At 52.3% G+C, this 25,492-nt stretch carries 8 protein-coding genes (1 of these 8 cut by a window edge); 5 read left to right on the plus strand and 3 right to left on the minus strand.

Going from position 1 to position 25,492, the window contains the following annotated elements:
* The 3 genes from ELR70_RS03200 to ELR70_RS03210 form a co-directional block, all read left to right on the plus strand.
* A protein-coding gene (locus ELR70_RS03200; RefSeq protein WP_054017714.1) for a non-ribosomal peptide synthetase crosses the window boundary here: on the plus strand, window positions 1-9,520 show its 3' portion. Its footprint begins 488 nt before the window's first position; only the last 9,520 of its 10,008 coding nucleotides appear in the window; the start codon falls outside the window, past its left edge; the stop codon is at window positions 9,518-9,520.
* Window positions 9,520-19,488, plus strand: coding sequence for a non-ribosomal peptide synthetase (locus ELR70_RS03205; protein ID WP_128064458.1), 9,969 nt, complete (start codon window positions 9,520-9,522; stop codon window positions 19,486-19,488). Before ELR70_RS03200 ends, ELR70_RS03205 begins: the two co-directional genes overlap by 1 nt.
* A gap of 457 nt (window positions 19,489-19,945) precedes the next feature.
* Entirely contained in the window at window positions 19,946-20,617 is a 672-nt protein-coding gene (locus tag ELR70_RS03210) for a hypothetical protein (RefSeq protein ID WP_054013698.1), read from the plus strand.
* A 60-nt stretch (window positions 20,618-20,677) separates the two neighbouring features.
* Here the strand turns inward: ELR70_RS03210 and ELR70_RS03215 are convergent, their stop codons facing one another.
* Both ELR70_RS03215 and ELR70_RS03220 read right to left on the minus strand, forming a co-directional pair.
* On the minus strand, window positions 20,678-21,133 hold the full coding sequence (locus tag ELR70_RS03215) for a DoxX family protein (protein ID WP_054013697.1): 456 nt from the start codon (window positions 21,131-21,133) through the stop codon (window positions 20,678-20,680).
* A gap of 149 nt (window positions 21,134-21,282) precedes the next feature.
* Entirely contained in the window at window positions 21,283-22,182 is a 900-nt protein-coding gene (locus tag ELR70_RS03220; protein ID WP_054013696.1) for a LysR family transcriptional regulator, read from the minus strand.
* Between the two features lie 99 nt (window positions 22,183-22,281).
* On the opposite strand from ELR70_RS03220, the gene ELR70_RS03225 reads away from it, so the two are divergent.
* Window positions 22,282-23,136 carry an SDR family oxidoreductase gene (locus ELR70_RS03225; RefSeq protein WP_054013722.1) on the plus strand — a complete coding sequence of 285 codons (855 nt, stop codon included), beginning with the start codon at window positions 22,282-22,284 and terminating at the stop codon, window positions 23,134-23,136.
* A gap of 8 nt (window positions 23,137-23,144) precedes the next feature.
* Here ELR70_RS03225 and ELR70_RS03230 read toward each other — a convergent pair whose 3' ends face one another.
* On the minus strand, window positions 23,145-24,338 hold the full coding sequence (locus tag ELR70_RS03230; RefSeq protein ID WP_054013695.1) for a GGDEF domain-containing protein: 1,194 nt from the start codon (window positions 24,336-24,338) through the stop codon (window positions 23,145-23,147).
* 332 nt (window positions 24,339-24,670) lie between these two features.
* Between ELR70_RS03230 and ELR70_RS03235 the strand changes: the two genes are divergently transcribed.
* Complete coding sequence (locus ELR70_RS03235; RefSeq protein WP_128064459.1) at window positions 24,671-25,402, plus strand: hypothetical protein; 732 nt, start codon at window positions 24,671-24,673, stop codon at window positions 25,400-25,402.
* The last annotated feature ends 90 nt before the right edge of the window (window positions 25,403-25,492 follow it).

Raw genomic sequence — 25,492 nt, forward strand, 5'->3', positions numbered from 1 at the left:
GCAGGCGACAGAGCTGGCTGCACACATAGAGCGCGATACCCTCAAGCCGTTTGATTTGACTAAAGATGTGCTGTTCAGAGTGACCTACCTGTGTACTCACCAGTACAATGATGGCACCCAGCAGGGCGTGTTACTGCTCAATATGCATCATATTGTATCGGATGGCTGGTCGATGGAAATTCTGACCGGTGAGTTCATTCAGGCGTATCAGGCCAGAGTCAGCGGACAGCTTCCCAGCTGGACGCCATTGCCGCTGCAATATGCGGATTACGCACACTGGCAGCGTGAGACCCTGACCCAGCAAGCGCTTGCTGAGCAGCTGTCATACTGGCAGCAAAGTTTAGCCGACGCACCTGCGGTACACGGGATCATACCGGACTTTGAACGACCTGCCACTAAGCAACTGCACGGTGATCTGGTGCGTAGTGAGCTGGGAGCCACTGAAGCACAAGCGCTGCAAAACTTAGCCCGACAGCACCAGTTAACGCCCTTTATGCTCATCCACAGTGCACTGGCCTATGTATTATCACGGCACAGCAACAGCAATGATATTGTCATCGGCACCCCGATCGCCAACCGGGGACACGCAGAGTTAGAGGGCTTGATTGGTTACTTTGCTAATACCCTGGTGCTGCGAGTCAATACCGGGCAGTCCAGTATTGGCGATTATTTTGCTCATGTTAAATCGGTGCATCTGGGCGCTCAGGCCAATCAGGATGTGCCTTTTGAGCAGCTGGTCGAAAAGCTTAACGTTCCTCGCAGCGGCGCCCATGCGCCGCTGTTTCAGATCATGCTGACCACCAATTCTGATTATGGTGTCAGAGATCAGCAATTGGCACTGGATGGTTTACAAATCGCGCAGCGCCCTGCCAGCAGTGTGACGACTAAGTTTGATTTGGAAATTGAAGTCTCGCTAAACGAGCAGGGCGTGGCGATAGAAATCACCTATGATACAGCCTTGTATCGTGCACACCGTGTGGCCGCCATCGCCCAGCACCTGAGTACGGTGTTGACACAGCTGGCCAGGCTGACACCAGCTGACGTGTCTGGAAAGCTAAGCGCATTATCATTGCTGTCTGACGCCGAACGTAAGCAGCAACTTGCTGACTGGAATGATACACAGCGTGCCTACCCTCGCCAGTTGTGTGTCCATGAATTATTTGAACAGCAAGCCAAAGCCACGCCGGATGCTATCGCCTTGCGTTTTGACGGACTTACCATGAGCTATGAGTCACTCAATACCAAAGCGAATCAGCTGGCGCATTATCTGCGTACTGAGCATAACATCGGCCCTGATACTCTGGTTGGCTTGTGCACCGAGCGCTCATTTGAGATGGTGATTGGCATCTGGGGCATTCTCAAGGCTGGCGGTGCGTATGTGCCACTGGACCCTGAATTGCCATCTGGTCGGCTGAATTATTTGATTGAAGATGCCAGCGCTAATGTGGTGTTAAGTACACAAGAGGTGATTGAGCGGGTATCGCTCGGCGATGCGACGGTCATTGCACTGGACGGCTTCGACTTTGCTGCATACTCGGGTTCGAATATTGCGGTGAGCGACATCGGCCTGACAGCCAATCATCTTGCCTATGCCATTTATACCTCGGGCTCCACCGGTCAACCCAAGGGCGTGTTGCTGGAACATCAGGCGCTGCATAACCGCATCGACTGGATGGACAATGAATACGGGTGTGAGCCACAGGATAAAATCTTACAAAAAACGCCCTACAGTTTTGATGTTTCGGTATGGGAATTCGTCTGGCCTATGCTCAAAGGGGCCGAGCTGGTTATCGCTAAACCGGGCGGACACAAAGACCCCGCTTATCTGAGCGAGCTGATTGAGAAAACGGGTGTAACTAAATTGCACTTTGTTCCCTCTATGCTGGGTGTGATGCTGGAGCATGGCGACCTGGCCAGGTGCAGTACTATCAGGCAGGTGTTCTGTAGTGGAGAGGCCCTGCAGGTAAGCCATGTAGAGCAGTTTAAAGTCCGGCTGCCTGAGGCGCAGCTGCACAACCTCTATGGTCCGACGGAAGCAGCCATCGATGTCAGCTACTGGGATTGTGCTTTGCCCCACGGCAGCAGCATTCCTATCGGTAAGCCCATCCAGAATATTCAGCTATACATACTGGACGATGGGCTTAATCTATTGCCACAAGGCGCCTGCGGCGAGTTACACATTGGTGGTGATGGCCTGGCAAGGGGCTATCATAACCGCCCTGAGTTGACCGAAGAGCGCTTTATCGCCAATCCATTTTATCCGCAAAGCCCCGGTAAACGTCTGTATAAAACCGGCGACCTGGTGCGTTTTCGTGAAGACGGCAACATTGAATATATGGGGCGGCTGGACCATCAGGTCAAGATCCGGGGTCAGCGCATTGAGCTGGGTGAAATCGAATACCACATTGGTGAGCACGCACAGGTCGATTCAGCCCTGGTCCTGGCAATGAAGGATGATAAAGGTAATCAGAGACTGGTTGCCTACGTTAAGCCGTCTGCTGAATTGACTGAAGAGACACAGCAGGCGCTGATTGCCTCTGTACAGGAACAGCTGGGTGAGTCGCTGGCCGATTATATGATCCCGGCAAATTTCGTATTGTTAAACGAGTGGCCACAAACGCCCAACGGTAAAATTGATCGTAAAGCGCTGCCAGTGCCGCAAAGTCTCGGCTATGAAGTGGCATATGTGGCCCCAATCACCGAGCAGGAAAAGGTGTTGGCCGAGTTATGTGCTGAGCTGTTAACCCTTGAGCTTGACGAAGTCAGCATGGCCGCCAACTTCTTTGAGTTAGGCGGGCATTCACTGATGGTGATGGAGTTGGTCAGCCGGTTGAAAAAGCAAGGCTGGAGCACCTCGGTACAGGCGCTGTTTAATGCCCGGGTGTTGGGCGAAATGGCCAAAACCATCACTGATGGCTCACCGCAGAGCGCCCCTGAACTGCCGCAAAATGGCATCCCGGCGCAATGTACACGGATCACCCCGGACATGGTAACGCTGGCCTCGATGACTCAGAGCGAGCTGGATTCGCTGGCACAGCGCATTCCCGGCGGGGCTGCAAACATCGCGGATATCTATCCGCTGGCTCCTTTGCAGGAGAGTATTTTCCTGGTTCATAGTGCAACGGAAAAAACCGACCCTTATGTGACTACCATCACACTGGAGTTTGGCTGCAAAGATGAAATTGACCGGTTTGTCACACGTTTCAATCAGATCATTGCACGCTATGATGTGCTGCGTACATTGGTCGCGTGGCGCGAGCGTCAAGCCCCTTTACAGCTGGTGTTGCGCCATTGTGAATTGCTGCCAACCTGGTTGTCTTTCTCTGGTCAGCAAGATGCCAGACAAAAACTAGACGCTTACGTGGCACAAGGCATACATCGTATGGATCTGGAGCTGGCGCCTTTGGTGCAACTGGAGCTGGCCCACGACCCCGTCACAGATAAATACTGTGGCGTGCTTAAAGAGCACCACATTTTGCTCGATCATATCTCAGTTGAAATGATTATGACTGAGCTGGCAATGGATGAGCAAGCCTTCCGGCAATTGCCAGAACCTCTGGCGTATCGACAATTTATTGCTCAAACACTGCACAATGCCGAGCACCTGAATACCCGTGACTATTTTACCGAGCAACTGGGTGATATCGACACGCCCTGCCATCCGTTTGGGCTGGACAGCACCCAAGCCGATGAGCTGCATTGTAACGATTTGCATGTTGAGCTGACTCTGGAGCAATCGCAACAGATCCGCACCCAGATGCAACAGCGAGGCATGAGCCCGGCGGCATTTTTCCACCTGGCCTGGGCCATGGTAGTGTCGGCCTGTAGTCAGAGCCGGGATGTGGTATTTGGTACTGTGTTGTCGGGCAGAATGAGTGGCCAGCAGGGTATTGAGCAGATGATGGGGATGATGATCAATACCCTGCCTCTGCGTGTTAATCTGGCTGATAAACCGGCAGCAGTGCTGTTAGAGCAGGTCGACAAGTCTCTGCTCGGGTTAATGCCTTACGAGCAGGCATCGCTGACTGAAGCGCAGGCATGCAGTGGTGTCAGCACACAAACACCGTTATTCAGCGCCATTTTCAATTATCGTCACTCCCGTCTGGCTGAAGCGTCAGCGCAAGACGGCGCACAGGCCACAGCCGCCAGAGAGCGCACTAACTATCCATTTAACTTATGTGTAGATGACTGGGGTGAGGGTTTTTCTTTCAACCTGCAGGTTGAGCGCTCTGTTGATATTAACGCGGTGTGTGACTATGTTGCTTGCGCCATCGAACAGTTACTGAGTGCACTGAATAAAGAGTCAGACACACCTGTGGCACAGCTGGCGGTACTGACTGAGGCACAGCAGGATGCCCTGATGCTGGCGAATGTCGGCGAAGTGGTAAGCATAGATAGCGTGAGCAGTATTCAGGCCCGATTCGAGCGTCAGGTGGCCAGAGTTGGCGAGCGCACTGCACTGGTGTACCAACAAGAGTCGCTGACCTATCATGAACTGAACGCGCGGGCGAACGCACTGGCACACTACCTGATTGACGCACACGATATCCGCTCGGATACTCTGGTAGGCCTGTGTGTGGGTCGCGGCGTTAATATGATTGTGGGCATACTGGCAATACTTAAAGCCGGTGGTGCTTATGTGCCGCTTGATCCAAATTACCCGCAAGAGCGTCTCGATTTTATCTGTCAGGATGCTGGTGTGGTACTGGTGCTGAGTGAAGATCAGGTAGCTGATGCGTTAGCGATACAAGACACGCCTGTTATCGACCTTAATCAGCTGCCACTAACCGGCTACAGCACCGATAATGTGCAGCTGGCAGCGCATACATCAGACAACCTGGCTTATGTCATTTACACCTCAGGCTCCACGGGCAAACCAAAAGGGGTGCTGCAAACCCACCGTAATGTGGGCCGTTTGTTTGATGTGACTCAGCCCGATTTTAACTTCAGTGAAGACGATTGCTGGTGTGTGTTCCACTCCTTTGCCTTCGATTTCAGTGTCTGGGAGATCTGGGGCGCCTTGTTGTTTGGCGGCAAACTGCTGATGCCGAGCCTGGATGAAGTCAAAGACAGTCAGTTGTTTGTAGAACTGTGTCAGCGCAACGCACTGACCATTCTTAACCAGACGCCGAGTGCCTTTAAACAGCTCACCGAATATCTGGTTGCGACCCGGCAGGCGCTGCCCTCATTGCGTAGCATCGTATTTGGTGGGGAAGGGCTTACGCCAAGTCACGTTACCCAATGGTGGACGCACTTTGCGAGTCAGCCAACTGAGCTGATTAATATGTACGGGATCACAGAAACCACAGTACATGTGACCTATAAACGCATTGAGCCGGGTGCGCAAATCAATATCGGCAGACCGCTGCGCGACCAGCATATTGTATTGCTGGACGACGCGTTAAAGCTGGTACCTAAAGGGTGTGCGGGCGAAATCTATGTCGGCGGGGCTGGCCTGGCACTGGGCTACCTGAACCGCGAAGCACTCAGTGCTGAACGTTTTATTGACAACCCATTCGACAGGGGACGCTATCCCTGGCTGGGTGAACGCTTGTATCGTGCTGGTGATTTAGCGCGTTATGACGAGCAGGGCGAGCTGCATTATCTGGGCCGTCAGGATGACCAGGTGAAAATTCGCGGTCACCGCATTGAACTGGGCGAAGTTGAAAACCGTATCGCCGAGCTGACCATGGTTGACTCAGCCCTGGTACTGGCTGTACCTGCTGTGGATGGCACACTGCAACTGGTTGCCTATGTCAAAAGTGCGCAGGACAGTGCTGATGAGCACTGGCTAAGCCATTTAAAAGAGGCGCTTGGTGAGCAGTTACCGGCATACATGCTACCAGGCGCTATCGTCACTGTGCAGCAATGGCCGCTGACAGCCAATGGCAAGGTCGACAGGCGCGCCTTGCCTGCGCCAGATAGCGGACTTGCTCAGCAAGCGTATGTTGCCCCGCGTAATGATACCGAGTACACCCTGGTTGGGATCTGGGCCGAGTTGCTTAAGCTTGAGCACAGTCAGGTTAGCGTCGAGGCGAATTTCTTCGAGCTTGGCGGGCATTCTTTACTCCTTATGAAGCTGCTTGCGGGGATCCGCGAGCAACTCAACTGTGAGCTGAGCGTGAAGGATATCTTTGCGGCCACCACCATTGCACAGCAAGCGCTGCGGGTCGCGCAGCAGGCTAATACTGTGGTGCAGCCACCCATTGTTGCGCAACCTCGTGAGGCAAATGCCCACCTGCCATTATCGTTTGCTCAGCAGCGTCTGTGGTTTATCGATAAACTCAATGGCAGCAGTGCCGAGTACAATATGCCGGTGGCATTTGATGTTGATGGCGAGTTAGACCTGGATGCGGCACAAGCCGCGTTAAATTGCCTGATTGCCCGGCATGAAGCGTTACGTACAGTATATCTGGAACAGGATGCGGAGCCTGTCCAACTGATCCGCAGTAAGGTGCAGCTGACGCTGACTCTGCATGACCTAAGCGACCTGAATGAGCACACCAAAGCAGACCGGCTCAGTCAGTTGCTCAAAGAAGATGCGTTAACGCCATTTAAGCTGGATAGCGACCTGATGCTGCGTGCTCAGTATATCCTGCTGAATTATGCCGCTCAGGGTGAGGCGCAGCGTGGTGTGCTGGCGTTCAATATGCACCATATTGCCTCGGATGGCTGGTCAGTTGAGCTGATGTCGAACGAGTTTATGGCGCTGTACCAAGCTGCCACTCAGGGCACCGAGGCTTCCTTGTTGCCTTTAGCTATCCAGTATGCCGATTATGCCTTGTGGCAACGCGACTGGCTGAGTCAGGAGCAAGGAGGGGCAAAAGCGCTGGAAACACAGCTCAATTACTGGCGTGAAACATTGGCTGATGCGCCGGCGGTGCATAGTCTGCAACTGGATAAAGCCCGTCCGGAAGAAAAAGCATTCAATGCCAATGGCTTCACCAGTCTATTGCCAGGCTCGCTGAGTCAGGGTCTCAAAGCGTTTGCCGAAGCGGCGCGGATCACGCCATTTATGCTGGTACACAGTGCGCTGGCCTATGTTTTGTCGCGGCACAGTAATCAGCAGGATATTGTGATTGGCACGCCGGTGGCGAATCGTGCCCAGCCAGAAGTGGCTGGTCTTATCGGATACTTTGCCAATACTCTGGTACTGCGTGTGAACACCCATCATTCTAGTCTGGGTGACTATCTTGCTCATGTGAAAGACGCTCATATTGGTGCACAATCGCATCAGGATGTGCCGTTTGAACAGCTGGTTGATGCGTTACAGATCCCGCGTTCAACGGCTTACAGTCCGGTGTTCCAGATAATGCTGACAACCAACTCAGAATTTGCCCTGGCAGAGCAACCAGAGCAGGGACTGGCAGGACTGACGTTTACCCCAAGACTGCCACAGGCCTGTTCGACCAAGTTTGATATTGAAATTAATATCGACCTGGATGAGGCCGGACTGACCGTCAACTGGTTGTATGATTGTGCTCTGTTCACGGAGCAACACATCGCAGCGCTGGATAAACATCTGCAAGGCGTACTCAGATATCTGGCGCGACTGACTCAGGCTCAGCTAGCCAACCCGATGGATACACTCCCGCTGCTATCTGAACAGGAACGTTATGAACAGTTACACCAATGGAATGATACGGTGCGGGAATATGATCAAGCGCTGTGTGTCCACGAATTGTTTGAGCAGCAGGTTGTAAAATCGCCCAATCAGACAGCTTTACGTTTTGGCGCTCAGACCATGAGCTATCGTGAACTTAATACCAGAGCGAACCAGCTTGCAGATTATCTGCGCAATGAACACGGCGTTGGACCAGACACTTTAGTGGGGCTGTGTGTAGAACGCTCATTTGAAATGGTCATTGGGATCTGGGGGATTTTGAAAGCCGGCGGAGCTTATGTGCCGCTGGATCCTGAGTTACCCAGCGCCAGGCTGAACTATCTGGTTGCCGATGCCAGTGCCCGGGTCGTGCTCAGCACGCAAGAGGTCGCTGCGCGTGTTATGCTGGGCGAGGCCTGTGTTATTGAGCTTGATGGCTTTAATTATCACGCCTACAGCGATGCCGATATTGCACCGAGCGACATTGGCCTGAGCGCCCGCAACCTGGCCTATACCATTTACACCTCAGGCTCTACGGGTATGCCCAAAGGCGTGCTGCTTGAGCACCAGGCGCTGCATAACCGCATCGACTGGATGGACAATGAATATCATTGCGGACCCGACGACAAGATACTACAGAAAACGCCTTACAGCTTTGATGTGTCGGTGTGGGAGTTTGTCTGGCCGATGCTCAAAGGTGCAGAGCTGGTGATTGCTAAGCCGGGCGGCCACAAAGACCCGGGCTACCTGAGCGACCTGATTGTTGAGACAGGCATCACCAAATTGCACTTTGTGCCGTCTATGCTGGGCGTCATGCTGGAGCATGGTGACTTGAGCCGTTGTACGTCAATCCAGCAGGTCTTCTGTAGTGGTGAAGCCTTGCAGATCAGCCATGTTGAGCAGTTCCAAACCATGCTGCCAGCGGCGCAGCTTCATAACCTCTATGGCCCGACCGAAGCGGCCATTGACGTCAGCTATTGGGACTGCGCGCAGCCTCATGGCAGCAGCGTGCCTATTGGTCGGCCAATCCAGAATATCCAGCTATACATCCTTGATGAGGCGCTGAACTTGTTGCCAAAAGGCGCCTGTGGCGAGTTACACATAGGCGGTGATGGTCTGGCACGTGGATATCACAATCGCGCAGACCTGACAGAGGAGCGCTTTATCGCCAACCCGTTTTACGATGACAGCCAGCCAGGCAGCAGTCAGCGCCTGTATAAAACCGGCGATCTGGTTCGTTACCGTGCTGATGGCATTATTGAATACATGGGGCGTATTGACCATCAGGTGAAGATCCGCGGGTTGCGCATTGAGCTTGGCGAGATTGAGTATCACATCGGTGAGCATTGCGAAGTCGACTCCGCACTGGTGATGGCACTGGGTGACCAACAGGGTAATCAGCACCTGGTCGGCTATGTTAAACCGCACTCGCTGGGTACAGACGATACCCGGCAAGCACTTATTGATTCTATCAAAGCACAACTGGGTGAGTCTCTTGCTGAGTATATGATCCCGGCCAGTTTTGTGCTGCTGGAAGAATGGCCACAAACGCCCAACGGCAAAATTGACCGTAAAGCCCTGCCTGCTCCGGAGCACGCCGGGCTCGGTGGTGAATACGTTGCGCCTGACAGCGACACCGAGCGGACTCTGGTGACTATCTGGTCGCAGGTACTTGGCCTGGATGAAGCGCATATCAGCACGCAGGCGAGTTTCTTCTCACTGGGTGGTCAGTCTTTGCTGGTCGTCAAACTGATGAAAGAAATAGAGGCCAAGTTTGACTGCGCGCTGACCATCAAACAGTTATTTAAGTACACCTCGGTGGCTGAACAAGCCTTGCAGTTAGACGAGCTGCACGCTGCTCAGGCTCTGAAAGACAAGTTAGAACAATCAGATAATGTAGAAAGGATTGTGTTTTAATGAAACCGCAACAGTTAGTCAGTCTGCTTCAGGAAAAGTTGATTTTGGTGAGTGTCTCTGACGGGTCACTTGTAGTCGAAGCTGAAAAGGGCGCAGTCACAGCAGAGATTGCGCAACTGATCAGAGAGAATAAAACACAATTACTAGATTATTTAAGCGACAGCGAAACACAGCCCAAGCGCCAGGCTATTACGCCGCGTACTGAGCAGTACCAGACGTTTGCACCACTGTCTTTTTCACAGCGCCGGTTGTGGTTTATCGACCAGCTGCAACAGGGAGCAGCCCAGTATAATATGCCCGCTTTGCTGACGGTTACGGGTAAGCTGGATCTGGCGGTGGCCGAGCGCGCCTGTCAGGCCATCATCCGTCGCCATGAAATACTGCGCACTGTGATAGTGGAAGGTGAAAACGGTGCACGGCAGCACATTCGTGATGATGTGGCGTTTGCGATTTCACAGAGCGATTTGAGCGCATTGGAAGCAAGCGCCCGTTCGACGCAGCTTGAAACCCTGATTGATGGAGAGCTCAGTACCCCGTTTGATCTGACCCGGGATGTGATGATGCGGGCGCGCTATATTCTGCTGGCCGACCCAGGCACTGCGCAACAAGCAGGGGTGTTGCTGTTCAATATGCATCATATTGCCTCCGATGGCTGGTCAATTGAATTGCTCAGTCAGGAGTTTCTGACTTTATATCGGGCGTTTGCACAGAATGCTGCCAATCCATTACCTGAGCTGACTATCCAGTACGCAGACTATGCGCTGTGGCAGCAAACCTGGTTACAGGAAAATGTACTGGAAACTCAGCTGGCATATTGGCAGGAAACCCTGGCCGATGCTCCTTCTGTCCACAGTCTGCCCTTAAAACAGCCTCGCCCGGAAGAAAAGCAAAGTGCTGCCGGGTGCCAGAGCTTTAACCTTGACAGTGCACTCAGTCCGCAGCTGAGCACAGTGGCACAGCGCCACCAGATGTCGCCATTTATGCTGGTACACAGTGCGCTGAGCTGGGTACTGGCCCAGCACAGCAACCAGCAGGATATTCTGATTGGTACGCCGGTTGCCAATCGATTGCAAAGTGAGCTGGAGCCGCTGATCGGTTTTTTTGTCAATAACCTGGTGCTCAGAACTCAGACCAGGCATGCCACGCTGGGAGACTATTTCGCGCATGTGCGCGATGTGCATCGCAATGCGCAGGCCAATCAGGATGTGCCGTTTGAGCAACTGGTTGAGCGTCTTAATGTGGAGCGCAGCCTGTCGCACGATCCGCTGTTTCAGATCATGCTGTCTATGGACAGTGAGTTTGGTGTCAGCGATCAGGCCGATGCTGGACTGGACGGACTGCACTTTGCTCAATATGAGCGCGAGATAGTGTCGCTGAAGTACGACATAGATATCGATATTACCCCACAGGATGAAGGCTACACACTGCGCTGGACCTACGATCTGGCGCTGTTTGAGCCAAATTATATAGAGACGTTAAATCGCCATTTGAATCGGGCACTACAACTGTTCTGTGACAGTGCCGCCAGCACCGCACTTGCTCAGTTGACCCTGATGGATAAGCAGGAGCAACAGGCGCACCTTACACAACTGTGTGGACCGGGCGTGTCCTTGCCGTCTACTCCGGTACATCAGCTGATTGAAGCGCGAGTGGCCCGAAGCGAATTCCGCACAGCGGTGACGTGTCGGGATGGTGCGCTCAGTTATCAGCAGTTGAACGAACGCGCCAACCAGCTGGCGCATTATTTACGTGCTGAACATCAGGTGGGCCCGAATACCTTGGTTGGCCTGTGTGTTGGTCGCTCGCTGGAAATGATGGTGGCGGTGCTGGCCATCCTCAAAGCAGGCGGGGCCTATGTGCCGCTGGACCCGGATTATCCGCAGGAGCGTCTGGCCTATATGGTCGAAGACACCGGCCTGTCTGTGGTGCTGACCCAGCAAAAAGTGGCTGCCATGCTGAGCGATTTTAACGTCACATCAGTGCTGCTGGATGATGCCAGCCAGTTTGCAGGCTACCCAATCTGCAACCCGGATGTGGCGCTAAGCCCTGAGAGCCTGGCCTATGTGATGTACACCTCGGGCTCAACCGGTAACCCCAAGGGCGTGATGATAAGCCATCACAACCTTATCAACTTTGCCGCGAACTGTGAGCAGCGCTACGAAATCACCGAAGCCGACAACGTATTGCAGTTCTCTACCATGAACTTCGATATTTTTGTTGAAGAATGGCTGGCGACGCTGACTCAGGGCGCCACTTTGGTGCTGCGCAACGACGATGTGTCGCTGAGCCGCGAGGCCTTTATCACTTTTTGTGACAGCCATGCCATCAGCGTGGCCAGCTTACCCACGGCGTTCTGGCATATGCTGGCGCTGAGCGAAGCGGAGCTTGAGTCTCTGGCATTGCGACAGGTGATTGTCGGCGGTGAAGCGCTGGATAAACAGTCGGTGGCGTCGCTTAAACCAGGCTTTGTGTTGCTTAATACCTATGGTCCGACCGAGACCACGGTCACCGCTTCCGGCTATGCCATCAGTGGCGGGTACGATGCGCCGCGCGCGGTGCCCATTGGCCGCGCCAACGTCAATACTGCGACTCTGGTACTCAGCGAGCAGCTGACGTTATGCCCGCCGGGTGTGGTCGGTGAGCTGTACATCAGTGGTCAGTGTCTGGCCAGTGGTTACTTACATCAAAGCGAACTCACCGCCGAGCGTTTTATTGATAACCCGTATTGTGACCCGGCCAACCCGGCGCTGAGCGCCCGTTTATACAAAACCGGCGACCTGGTGCGCATGGCCGCAGATGGCGAAATTGAGTTTGTCGGACGCAGTGATGATCAGGTCAAGATCCGTGGTTTCCGCGTCGAACTGGGTGAGATTGAAACTCAGTTGATGAGCCATGAGCAGGTAGAGTCGGCGGTGGTGTTGGCCGAAGCTGGTAGGCAAGGCGGCAAGGTACTTAGGGCTTTCATTCTTGCTGAGCAAGACATCAGCTTAATTGACGCACTGCAACAGCACCTGAGCGGCAATCTGCCGGATTACATGGTGCCGTCGGCTTACAGTTTCGTTGATCAGTGGCCGCTGACCGCCAATGGCAAGCTGGACAAACGGGCACTGCTGGCCCTGCCTGTGAAAACGGTGGAGCAGCCTTATCAGGCACCTCAAACCGACGCCGAGAAAATGGTGGTCGAGATTGTCGCTTCGCTGTTGTCGCTCGACGCTACTAAGGTGGGTGTCCACGCTAATTTCTTTGCGCTGGGCGGCCACTCCTTGCTGATTATGCAGCTGGTCAGTCAGCTGCGCGCACGTCAGTATCAGGCTGATGTGCAGGCCCTGTTCAGGGCACACACGCTACAGGACATGGCACGCCAGGTTCGGGCACTTGGGAATGAGGAACTAAGTTGTGTGCCCGCCAATTTAATTCCGGCAGATTGCACTCAAATCACCCCGGAGATGGTGACGCTCACTGAGCTGGATGAACAACAACTCGACGATATTGCGGCGGCTATCCCCGGTGGCATGGCCAATATTCAGGACATCTACCCGCTGGCACCTTTGCAAGAAGGCGTGCTGTTTGTACACACCATGAGTGAAGGGCAGGACCCATATGTTACCAGCACCACCTTTGAATTCGACAGTCGCGAGTCTCTTGAGCGCTTTAAGTGGGCACTGAATACGCTGATTGCCCGCCACGATGTGCTGCGCACCGCCATCCTGTGGCGCAACCGCACCACTGCACTTCAGGTGGTACAGCGTGAGGTAACGCTGCCCGTAACTGAGCTGGACTTCAGCGAGGAAGCGGATGTCTGGAGCGCGTTCAGTGCTTATGTGGCCGGGCAGCCGCTGTGGATTGAGCTTGAAAACGCGCCGCTTTTACAACTGAGCGTGTGTGAAGACGCCGCGCAGGGCAAGCATTATGCGCTGCTGTGTGAGCATCACCTGATCTCAGATCACGTGTCACTGGAAATTCTGGTCCATGAATTAACGGCGCTGCTGAATGGCAATGAAGCCAGTCTGGGTGAGCCGGTGCCCTATCGGGAATTTGTCGGCCGCACCCTGGCACGCACCGCGAGCCTGGACACCGAAGCCTTCTTCACGAAGATGCTGGGGGATGTCGGCGAACCCACCTTGCCTTATGGTCTGACGGACGTACTCAATGACGGCTCGGGCATTGAAACCGTGCATGTCACCCTGGATGAGGCACAGGCGCAGCGCATTCGCCGCCTGACCCGCCAGTATCACAGCAGTCCGGCGGCGTTGTTCCATCTGGTGTGGGCCAAAGTGCTGGGCGTATGCAGCGGTCAGTCGGAAGTGGTGTTCGGTACTGTATTATCGGGCCGAATGAGCGACGATGGCCTGAGCAGCCAGCTGATGGGGATGATGATCAACACGCTGCCGCTGCGCGTGTCGCTGAGCGGGCAGGATGCGATGAGCCTGCTGGCACAAATTAACGACGACCTGCGTGCCTTAATGCCGTATGAGCAGGTGTCGCTGGCCGAGGCGCAGCGCTGTAGCGGCGTGAGCGCTCAGCTGCCCCTGTTCAGCGCGATGCTGAACTACCGCCACTCGGCGGTGGAAGAACCGCAGCTGGAGCAGGATGCCGGATTCAAGGTGATTGCCAGTGAAGAGCGCACCAACTATCCGTTTAACCTCTCGGTGGATGATTTCGGCGATGGCTTTGGGTTTGAGCTGCAGGTAGATAAACGTGCCCCGGCGGCGCGCATAGCACAGTACCTGCAAGTGACCCTGACTCAGGTGCTGGATTTACTGGACAGCCAGAGCCATACAGCGGTGCAAAGCCTGTGTGTACTGGACGAGGCGGAGCGCCAGCAACAATTGCATAGCTGGAATGACACAGCGCTGGATTATCCGCGTGAGCTGTGTATCCACGAGCTGTTTGAGCAGCAGGCGGCGGCCACGCCGGAGCAGATTGCGCTGCGCTTTGGTGAGCAGACCCTGAGCTATGGTGAGCTCAATAGCAGAGCCAACCAATTGGCCCATTATCTGCGCGCGGAGCACAATATCGGACCGGATTCGTTAGTGGGCTTGTGTGTTGAGCGCTCGCTGGACATGGTGATCGGCATTTGGGGTATTCTCAAAGCCGGTGGCGCTTATGTGCCATTGGATCCCGAGTTGCCTCCGGCGCGTCTGAACCACCTGGTGGAGGATGCCAATACCGCAGTGGTACTGAGCACCGCTGTGGTTGCCGAGCGAGTGAGCCTTGGCGAAGCCTGCATTACCCGACTGGATGAGTTTGATTTTAGCGCTTATCCGGATACCAATATTGCGGTGAGCGATATCGGTCTTAACGCCCGAAACCTGGCCTATACCATTTACACTTCGGGCTCCACCGGGTTACCAAAAGGCGTACTGGTTGAGCATCAGGCGCTGCATAACCGCATCGACTGGATGGACAACGAATACGGCTGCGGGCCGGACGACCGAATTTTGCAGAAGACCCCTTACAGTTTTGATGTCTCCGTGTGGGAATTCGTCTGGCCCATGCTCAAAGGCGCGGAGCTGGTGATTGCAAAACCGGGTGGTCATAAAGAGCCGGAATACCTCAGTGAGCTGATTGTCACTACCGGGATCACCAAATTGCATTTTGTCCCCTCTATGCTGGGTGTGATGCTGGAGCATGGCGACCTGGCTCGTTGCACGTCCATCAACCAGGTTTTCTGTAGTGGTGAAGCGCTGCAAATAAGTCATGTTGAACAATTCAGAGCTAGTTTGCCAAAAGCACAACTGCACAACTTATATGGGCCGACGGAAGCGGCCATCGATGTCAGTTACTGGGATTGCACTCAGCCATACGGCAGCAGCGTGCCGATTGGTAAACCGATTCAGAACATTCAGCTAGTGATCTTGGACGAAGCGCTCAACTTGCTGCCACAAGGAGCCTGCGGTGAGCTGCACATTGGCGGCGAAGGTCTGGCGCGAGGCTACCATAATCGCCCTGAGCTGACGGCCGAGCGCTTTATCCACAACCCGTTTAAAGATGAGTTGCCAAGTGCACGACTTTATAAAACCGGCGATCTGGTGCGTTTTCGTGACGATGGCAGCATAGAATATATGGGCCGGATGGATCATCAGGTGAAAATTCGCGGCCTGCGTATCGAGTTGGGTGAGATTGAATATCATATTGGTGAGCACACTGAAGTGGATTCGGCACTGGTAATGGCCTTGTCTGATCCGCAGGGCAACCAACGCCTGGTGGCCTACGTTAAGCCGCTTACCGAACAACCGGATACGACAAAGCAGGCATTGGCTGACTCGATTGTTACCGAACTGAGCCAGTCACTGGCCGAGTATATGATACCGACTAGTTTTGTCGTGATTGATGAATGGCCACAGACACCCAATGGCAAAATTGACCGCAAGGCGCTGCCTGCACCGGCGCAGGCCGATTTAAACGGCGACTATGCGCCGCCGCAGAGCGACACAGAGCGCACGTTGGCGGCAATTTGGGCCGACGTACTCACTCTTCCTGTTGAACAAATCAGTCGCGATGCGAATTTCTTCGCACTGGGCGGCCACTCTTTGTTGGTGATGCAGCTGCTGACCCGGGTGAAACAGCTAGGCTATCAATGCCAGGCACAGGCCCTGTTTAAAGCCAGCAGTCTGAGTGCGATGGCCGCGCATCTCGACACACAACCACAGGCTCAGTTTGAGTTCAGTGTGCCGCAAAACCGTATTCCAGCGCAGGCAGGCACTATCTCGCCTGAGATGCTGCCCCTGATTGAGCTAACACAAGACAGCATTGATGCCATCATTACCCTGGTGCCTGGTGGTGCAGCTAATGTGCAGGATATGTACCCGCTGGCGCCACTGCAAGAAGGGGTGCTGTTTGTTCATACCATGAACCAGCAACATGACCCGTATGTCAGTACTATGGCGTTTGAGCTCGATGGCGAACAACAGCTGGCTCAGCTCATCGAAGAACTGAATTTTGTGATTAAGCGCCATGATGTGCTGCGTACCGCCATCTTCTGGCGCGGCCGCGAGCAGGCTGTGCAGGTGGTATTGCGTGAAGCCGAGTTGCCTGTGACGCTGCTGTCATTTGAGCCAGCAAGGGTGAAAGTACAATTTGAAGAGTATGTGGCAAATGCATCTCATGGCTTTGACCTCGAGTCTGCGCCGCTGATCCAGTTAATGGTTGCATCGCAGGATGAACAGGACAAAGTCTACGCATTGCTGAAGTTTCACCACCTGATCACTGACCATGTGTCACTGGAAATACTGTTGGCAGAGCTCAGTGCCGAGAACAAGGCTGATTTGCCCGCTCCTTTGCCTTATCGTGAGTTTATTGCCCGCTCCATGGCGCAAAGCGCTAAGCTGAACACTGCGGAGTTTTTCTCTGCGCAGCTTGGTGATATCGATACGCCAACCCTGCCATTTGGCCTGGCTCAGGTGACCGGCAATGGAAACGCGGTGGTAGAGTACGCTACGGAGCTAAGCCCGGCGTTGTCACAACAGATCCGCGCTTTGTCCAGACGTCTGCAATGCAGTCCGGCAGCGTTGTTCCACCTGGCCTGGGCACAGGTGTTGAGCGCCAGTACGGGCCGCGATGAGGTGGTATTTGGTACTGTGATGTCGGGGCGGATGAACGGTATGCCGGGCATTGAGCGTATGATGGGTATGCTGATCAATACCTTACCGCTAAAAGTTAAGCTGGGACAGCAATCGGCACAGGTGGCGCTCCATGAAGTCAACGAGGCGCTCCAGTCGTTACTGCCTTACGAACAAGTCTCGCTGGCCGAAGCGCAAAGTCATAGTGCCATCAGTGGTAACACGCCTTTATTCAGTGCCATTCTCAATTATCGCCATACTGAGCAGTCCCAGCCGTCTCCAGAGGGAGGCGCCAACCTGTTGAGTACCCGTGAGAGAACCAACTATCCGTTTGACTTGTCTGTCAATGATCTGGGCGAGCAGGCCAGTTTTACGCTGGATTTGCAGATTGACCAAAGTATTGAAGCAACCCGAATTGCGGCATTAATGGATACAGCGCTGAAGGCGCTGGTCGAGGCATTAGAAAGCGATAGTACACAGCCTGTTGCCACGCTGGCCGTGTTACCGGCAACTGAGCAAGCGCTGCAAAATGCATGGCAAAGTAACGCAGCAAACTATCCGCGAGCGGCGTGTATCCATGAGTTGTTTGAACAACAAGCCGCGGAAAATCCACAGCAGATTGCCGTGCAACTCAACGAGCAGGTCCTCAGCTATGGTGAGTTAAACGCGCAAGCCAACCAGCTGGCCGGATATCTGCGTGACCAATACCAGATAGGTACCGGTTCCTTAGTTGGGTTGTGTCTGGGTCGCTCTCTCGATTTACTGGTGGCAACCCTGGCTATTTTAAAAGCGGGTGGGGCATACGTACCGCTGGACCCGAGTTATCCTGAATCACGTCTGGCATATATGCTTGAAGATACCCAGCTGCCAGTTGTGCTGACAGGCAAAGCTGAGCGCGACGTGCTGGCGTTTAGCCCGGTTGCTAAAGTTACTCTGGATGAGAGCCGTGCGCTCTGGTCTGCTCTGAGCCCCCAAAATCTGACTCGCCCTGCAGGGTTAACGGCACAGTCACTGGCCTATGTTATTTATACGTCGGGCTCCACCGGTACGCCCAAAGGGGTTATGACCCCGCACCGGGCAGTCAATCGCCTGGTGTGTGACCCGAACTTTATGACGCTCAATTCAGAGACGGTCTTTTTGCAAAGCGCCAATATTGCCTTTGATGCGGCAACTCTGGAAATTTGGGGGCCATTGCTCAACGGCGGACGCTGTGTGCTCTATCCGGAAGCTTATCTCTCACTGGCTGGGATCAACACAGTGTTGGCAACGCAGGGAATTACGGCTATGTGGTTAACCTCGGGGTTGTTCACCGAATGGAGCAAGGCTTGTATTGAACTCAATACCGAGCCGCTGGCGCTACAGAATGTGCTGGCCGGGGGCGATGTGCTTAACCCGCAGGCAGTGATGGCTGTGCAGGCGGCACTACCGAATGTGACTGTGATCAATGGCTACGGCCCGACCGAAAACACCACCTTTACTTGCTGCTATCCGGTGCCTGCAAAGCAAGATATCAGTGCAGGTGTGCCTATCGGGCGCGGCGTTCAGGGAGATCAGATTTTGATCCTGAGTCCGCAGGGGCGCAAAGTGTCAAACACTGTCGTCGGTGAGTTATGTGTTGGCGGCGATGGTCTGGCGCTGGGCTACCTCAATCAGCCTGAGCTGAGCAAAGCGCGGTTTATCGATAACCCGTATGCGGCAGAACCGGGTCAGCCTGCACACTTATATCTGACTGGCGATTTGGTGCGCTTTAACACAGAAGGGCTGATTGAATATGTCGGGCGGGTTGATGATCAAATTAAGATCCGTGGTTTTCGGGTGGAGCTGGGCGAAATCGAAAACGCCCTGAATGCAGATGAGCGGGTCGCGCAATCTCTGGTGACTGTTAACAAAGAAAAAGGCGTTATTGTGGCCTATGTTGAGCCTGTTTCTGAGGCGCATCAAGACACGTTAACTGCGCAATTAATGGCAAGCTTATCTGCAACTCTGCCTCCATACATGGTGCCCTCAGCCTGGAAACTGGTAGACACCTGGCCACTTACCGCGAACGGCAAAATTGACAGAAAGGCATTACCAGAAGTTGAGCTGACAGCTCTGGCCGCTGAGTACGTTGCACCGCAAAACGAGCTTGAGCAACAGCTGGTCGAAATAGTGGCACGTTTGCTGGGCGTAGACGCGGGTGATATCAGTATGTCAGCCAACTTCTTTGACCTTGGGGGACATTCCTTACTGATGATGCGACTGTTGAGTGAGGTGAACACACACTGGCAGATTGAGCTGAGCGTGGGGGATGTCTTTGAATGTCAGTATCTTGGTCAGGTTGCAGAGCTTATTCAGAGCGAAGTCGCCTTACTATCGGCCTTTGACGATAGTGATATTGACGAGGATGAAGAAGTCCTTGAGATCTGAGCCCATAAAAGCAACTCGATAGCACAGTTTCGGGTTGCTTTTATTTTTACATTGTTGTGAATTTTTTGTTTTTTAAGCTGCGGTTAACTTGCCAGTCATATCCTGATGCAGGTGTTTATAAGGTGCCTGTGTCACGCGCTTGTCATATTTTGGTTCTATCTTTCTGAAAAAGTTTTAATATTTGATTAGAAAGGTTTTTTGTGAGGTTTCTATGAGCCGGATGAAGTGTGTGACAGGGCTGTCATTCAGCTTACAAAATTAAACAATTGTGCACATTTGCCAACCTTGGCGAAGGTAATGAGTATGTTAATATTTGCGCGTAAACAACATAGTTAAACACAGATAAGCAACACCGTCGGGTACCGCCGCAGGTTAGGGCCATGACACTTATGATTTGTTTCAGGCCCAATGACGCCTGACAGAGTGACTTTTATTGTATGGATTTATGGAGATGATTATGAACTATGGTAACAAGGGATTAGGGTTTGCGTTAGTGCTGGGTTTATCAGCGGCCCTGACAGGATGTGGTGAAAGTAGTGAAGAGCTAAAAGAGCAATTGAACCACGACGCGAAGATGTCTTTTATTAATTCACTGGACTACATGGCGGATTTTCATGCTAAAAAGCGCTCTATCAGCTCTGGGTACAGTGGCCTGTTTGATAGCAGTAGTGTGGTGTCGGCAGATGTACCCGCAAAAGAAGTCGGCCAGACATATAGCTACAGCTATAAAGCCATCAACAATATGATCAACCTGGGTGTTAAGGACAGCAACAGCGGCGAGAAACAGGACCGCATGAACACCACGTTAAAAGACGGTGCCAGTCTTTGGGTGATTGCCTGGGAAGCGAACGGGGAGCGTGCTTTATCTGTGGTAGGCAAAAAGCCAGACAATAAAGCAGATGTTTTTAACGTACGTTTGTTTGCCAACGGCAGTTACGATGTAATGGTAGATGGCAGCAAAGTAGCCACAACCGAAAAAGGCAAAGTAACCGACTACTACGCGGTAGGTAGCTGTGCTGAAGGTCTGCAGGTTGCAGGCAATGCGATTGACCTGTGCAATGGTGATTTTGGTAAGTCTTATTTGCTGGTCGTGGATGCCAATGGTAAGCGTGTTATGGCGGCAGAATAATACTTAAAACGCGCAGTGACCAAAGTCATTGCGCGTTCTTAATAAGGGTAAATCGGCGGCTTATGCCAGTTTACCTTTTACCAACGGCTGAGACGCCAGCACCTTATGGTCGATACTGAATTTCCCTGCACCGTACGCAGCCAAAGCCAGGAAGCCACCCGCCATTGCCACGTTTTTAAAGAACATAATAAACTGCATCTGATCCGCCAGGTCGAAGTGGAACAATAGCGCGCTTACCAGGCTAAACCCAGCAAATGCAATGGCCGTCAGGCGAGTCAACAGACCACTGAGTATCATCAGGCCACCAATGAGTTCAAATGCGATGACCAGAGGGAGTAACTCACCCGGCAAACCACTTGATGCCATATACTGGGCATTGCCTTCAAAGTACTGAATTTTGTTCAGTGCAGCCAGAATAAAAATGGCTGACAGGCCAACACGCGCTAGCAGCGCTGCGAGATGTGATAAAGATGTGTTTTGGTCAAATGGTTGAACGAGTTGAATTAGTTTAGACATTACCGTTTCCTCAAGTTTGTAAAATCAAAGCCTGGGCTTGTGGGAAACGCCCTTAGTTGTTTTCCCCTCAGCCGATATGAAACAGTATAAATTCGTTTTTGTATTTTAAAATTTCTAAAAATCGTACTATTCGTTCTTTAAAAAAGAATTTAACTCATAAACAAAGATTCCGAAAGTAGAAAGTCAATCACGGCACGAGTGCGCTGAGGTACCTGTTTTCTTGAGGGGTACACTAAAGAGAAGACCAGAGGCTCACTTTGCAGTTGCTCAAAAATGCGTACCAGTGTGCCCTGTTCAACTTCCTGTCGTACGGTTGAAGGCAGTAAAGTAGCCACGCCAAGCCCGCAGGCGACCATTTGCTGTAACAGGTAGGGTGAGTTACAGCTGTGGTGTCGCTGTGGGTGGAGGAGCACTGGTTCATCATTGCAATACAGTATCTGCGCTCCTTGTTCAGCCGTTTGCTTTAGTTCTAGCCAGGGGATGGCCTCTAATTCTTTGAGGTTGTCGGGCATACCGTGCTGCGCCAGTAGCGCTGGACTTGCGAACAAAGCAAAACGCTCCTGATGTAAAATACGGGCAACCAGAGATTCATCCCGGACAAAGCCAATACGAATGGCCAGGTCAATCTGCTGTTCAATCAAATCGAGCGGATCATCATCGACAATGAGATCCAGGCTTATTTGCGGATAGCGCTGCGCCAGTTTATCCAGCTTGGGCAAGATGAATTTATGGGCAATGTCATGATTCATGGTAAGCCTAACCCGCCCGCTGGGTTCGGGATCTGTCAGCTGGGCTTCAATATGTTGCAAAATGCCGGTGAGCTGTCGGGCATGTTGCAGTACTTTTTCACCTTCCTGCGTTAGTTTTAACTGCCGGGTACTGCGTTGTAACAGGCGCACATTTAATTGCGCTTCTAACTGCGAAACCTGCTCACTGATGCGGGAGCGACTGGAGTGCAGGCGCCTTGCGGCCGCCGCAAAACTACCACTGTCTATTACGGTGGCGAAGATAGCTAAAAGTTTCAGAGAGTTATGATTTATTGTAATCATTTATAGAACGCTCTATTTTGAAATGACCGCCTTATGATAACAGTGATTATGCCAGACAATAAGCCCATCGACAGTAATCACACTAAGTGGAGATATAATATGATTGCAGTAACAGGAGCCAATGGGCAGTTAGGTCGTCTGGTAATCGACGCATTATTAAAGCGTGTCGCGGCTTCGCAGATTGTTGCCTTAGTGCGCACACCAGAGCAGGCGGATGAACTGGAACAGTTGGGGGTTGAACTCAGACATGCTGACTATGATAAACCAGAAACCATAAAGAGTGCGCTTGAAGGGGTAAGTAAGCTATTACTTATATCGGGTAATATGATTGGTGAGCGGGTACGACAGCATAAAGCCGTTATCACCGCTGCACGACAAGCAGGTGTCACCTTGTTGGCTTATACCAGTATTTTACATGCAGATAAGTCGCCTTTGCAGCTCAGTGAAGAGCATAAAGCCACCGAACAGCTAATCACACAGTCGGGTTTGCCCTATGTGCTGCTGCGCAACGGTTGGTACAACGAAAACTACAGCAGTGGGATTACCGGTAGCCTTGCCGCCGGAGCCATCACTGGTGCCATGCATGAGGGGCGCATTGCCAGTGCAGCCCGCGCAGATTATGCAGAAGCGGCAGCTGTGGTTCTGACTGAGTCCGGTCATGTGGGTAAGATATATGAATTGGCGGGTGATCAGAGCTTTTCGTTACAGACGCTGGCCGAGCAGGTGACAGAAATCAGTGGCAAAACCCTGCTAACCAACTATGTCTCTGAACTGCAGTATGCAGAGTTTCTGACTCAGGTAGGTGTACCAGCCGGTTTCGCTGCACTGCTCGCTGATGCAGAAATCCAGGCCAATGGCGGCTGGCTGAACGACCAAAGTGGCACACTGAGCACCTTAATTGGCCGGCCAACCACGCCTATGCGCGATAGCCTGACACAGCAGCTCACTGCCTGATAAGCTTGTTAAGGATGCTCTTCTAATAAACTGAGCGACATGCTGGCGACTTTAACGCAGTTTCGTCCAGCATGTTTAGCATCGTACAGAGCACTGTCGGCCTGGTTTTGGGTGGTTTCGAACCCTTGCTGACTGATCTCCCGGCTACAGGCTATACCAACACTGATGGTTAATGGCGTGTCGCCTAGCTCAAGAGTCAGGCTTTGCTGCGCAAATGCGAGCTGCAACTTATTGGCACAAGCGACAGCCATGTCTGGTTGCATATCAAACAGTACCAGGCAAAACTCTTCGCCACCCCAGCGAGCTAACAGATCGGCGCTGCGAAACTGCTTTTTAAGTACCTCGGCAATACAGCTAATGGCACGGTCGCCACTGTGATGACCGTACAGATCATTGACGCGTTTAAAATGGTCCAGATCTATCATCATGACGGTGAGGGAGTCGCACTTTCTTTTACTCAGTGGTAATAGTTCATTTAATTGCCTGGCTAGTCCACGACGATTCAGCAGGCCTGTCAGTAGGTCGTGATTGGCTGCAAACTCCAGTTGCTTTACGAAGCGTCCGGCACTGAGTAACAGCAAAATAGGGGCACCTGCCAGGATCCCCAGCAGTGCTGCAACCCAAGTGTATCCGGCTACCCAGTTAAAAGCCTCGCCAATCTGTGGCAGGTTGCCCAGTGCACCTTGTAGCGTGTATAACACAGTAAATGATACTTCCAGCAATACCACACCTGCGGTGATTTGAGCTGCCAGAAACTCGTTTTTGTCTTGCCGCGCATGTTTGTAAAGTACCCAGGCGTAATGACACCGTACAGCTATCAGCCAGACCCCAATGAGCGTAATGCGCAGTTCTCGCTCGGGGTAAACGGTGGCTGTCAGCCAGGAGGCGAGCAAAACAGGCAAGACAAGCGCAGCAATTTTTCGCTTTGACGGGGTGCGCTGAACAAATTGCCAGGTGCCTATCAGCCAGGCGGAATGACCTAAAATGAGAAAACTATTGAAGGTTAAAACTCGCCACTGGACGTCGAGGTTTTGCATACTCAGCTGAGCCAAATAAGCGCATGAAAGTAGCAACATGGCCAGTGACCAGAGCCGGGTTCCGGATATGGTCTGAGTCATTTTAGAAATTACAAACAACACGGTTGCACCAGCAAGCGATGCAATCCATAGCGACAACATCAATGTAAGATCATGAACCTGCATTAAATCGACCTATTATTCTTCTACTAGCTGCCCGTGCCTTTGCGGTTAGGTTGGTAGCCCGAGCTGGGGATCTTTAAGCTTCAAGCATAGCATTGTCATACTCAGATGAGCAGGTATTGTGCGTATTTCAGCCTTTTATCAATATATTGAGGCTATCTTCACACTGGGTAATGTAAACAAAGGTAAATAGTGTTTCTCTTTTAACATATTGATATTAGATTATTTATATCTTGGGTGAGTGCAGATGGATAGTGTCTCAATTAATCTCACTTGATAAAAACCGGCGGAGCAATTAATGTTCCCATAAGTACTTCATTTGTTAATTTATTGATATGTTGAAAGTGTTCACTTACATATTGATGGGCGTCTTTACGTGGTCGTCACTCGCTTTATTGCTGTTTTATGGCAATGTAAGTGCGTATTTCAGTGCGCAAGAGGCATCTGGCGAGCAGGTGAGTGCCTCTTTTAATGTATCTGAGTTGCAGCACGCTATGACTCATGAACCGGAGTTAATGGTTTCGGGTCCGCAAAATAGCCCCGTCAGGCTGCCACAGCATGAATTACAAAGTACCTATTACACTATCAACAAGGAGTCTCAAAACGCCAGGGCCTTCTTTCAATCTGGTACTACGGTGCCTTATGAGTTACACAACGAAGCTTACCTTGAGTTAGATGTAAAAAGTATTCGTCAGTTAGGTATGGGCGATAGTTTTGAGTTTCTGATCCCGCAGACACAGGAAAAAGTGTGTGCTGAAATCGTTGAGATCACACTAACCGAGCGAGAAAAGCGTCTGATCGGGCAGATTAGTAAGCAGCCGGACGACCACTATCAGGTGCATCTGACCCTGACCGATGACGTTATCTATGGCCAGATCCAGCTGCCCAGTGGCAATTATGTTTTTGAATCGTATGAGAAGTATGCCTGGGTGGCCGCAAAACGAAATATTCACTCGACGCCGGCTCGGGTAAAAGGGTACGCAGCCCAAAGCCAGACTCCCGAAATAAGTGGTACTGACAACATTTCGAAACCACTAAAGCCGAAAACTATTCCTACCAGTTTATGATCCGGATTACACCTTGTTGCTAAAATGTTTATTAACATGAAAAGTTTGCGTTAATAAAAATGTAATCTAGAGTATGTATTCTTGCCTCGA

The organism is Pseudoalteromonas sp. R3 (assembly GCF_004014715.1).
GTDB lineage: Bacteria > Pseudomonadota > Gammaproteobacteria > Enterobacterales > Alteromonadaceae > Pseudoalteromonas.

What these genes read in the sequence shown, in the direction of transcription:
- ELR70_RS03205 (WP_128064458.1), top strand. Translation starts at nt 9,520, where the DNA reads ATGAAACCGCAACAGTTAGTCAGTCTGCTTCAGGAAAAGTTGATTTTG.
- ELR70_RS03210 (WP_054013698.1), top strand. Translation starts at nt 19,946, where the DNA reads ATGAACTATGGTAACAAGGGATTAGGGTTTGCGTTAGTGCTGGGTTTA.
- ELR70_RS03215 (WP_054013697.1), bottom strand. Translation starts at nt 21,133, where the DNA reads ATGTCTAAACTAATTCAACTCGTTCAACCATTTGACCAAAACACATCT.
- ELR70_RS03220 (WP_054013696.1), bottom strand. Translation starts at nt 22,182, where the DNA reads ATGATTACAATAAATCATAACTCTCTGAAACTTTTAGCTATCTTCGCC.
- ELR70_RS03225 (WP_054013722.1), top strand. Translation starts at nt 22,282, where the DNA reads ATGATTGCAGTAACAGGAGCCAATGGGCAGTTAGGTCGTCTGGTAATC.
- ELR70_RS03230 (WP_054013695.1), bottom strand. Translation starts at nt 24,338, where the DNA reads ATGCAGGTTCATGATCTTACATTGATGTTGTCGCTATGGATTGCATCG.
- ELR70_RS03235 (WP_128064459.1), top strand. Translation starts at nt 24,671, where the DNA reads ATGTTGAAAGTGTTCACTTACATATTGATGGGCGTCTTTACGTGGTCG.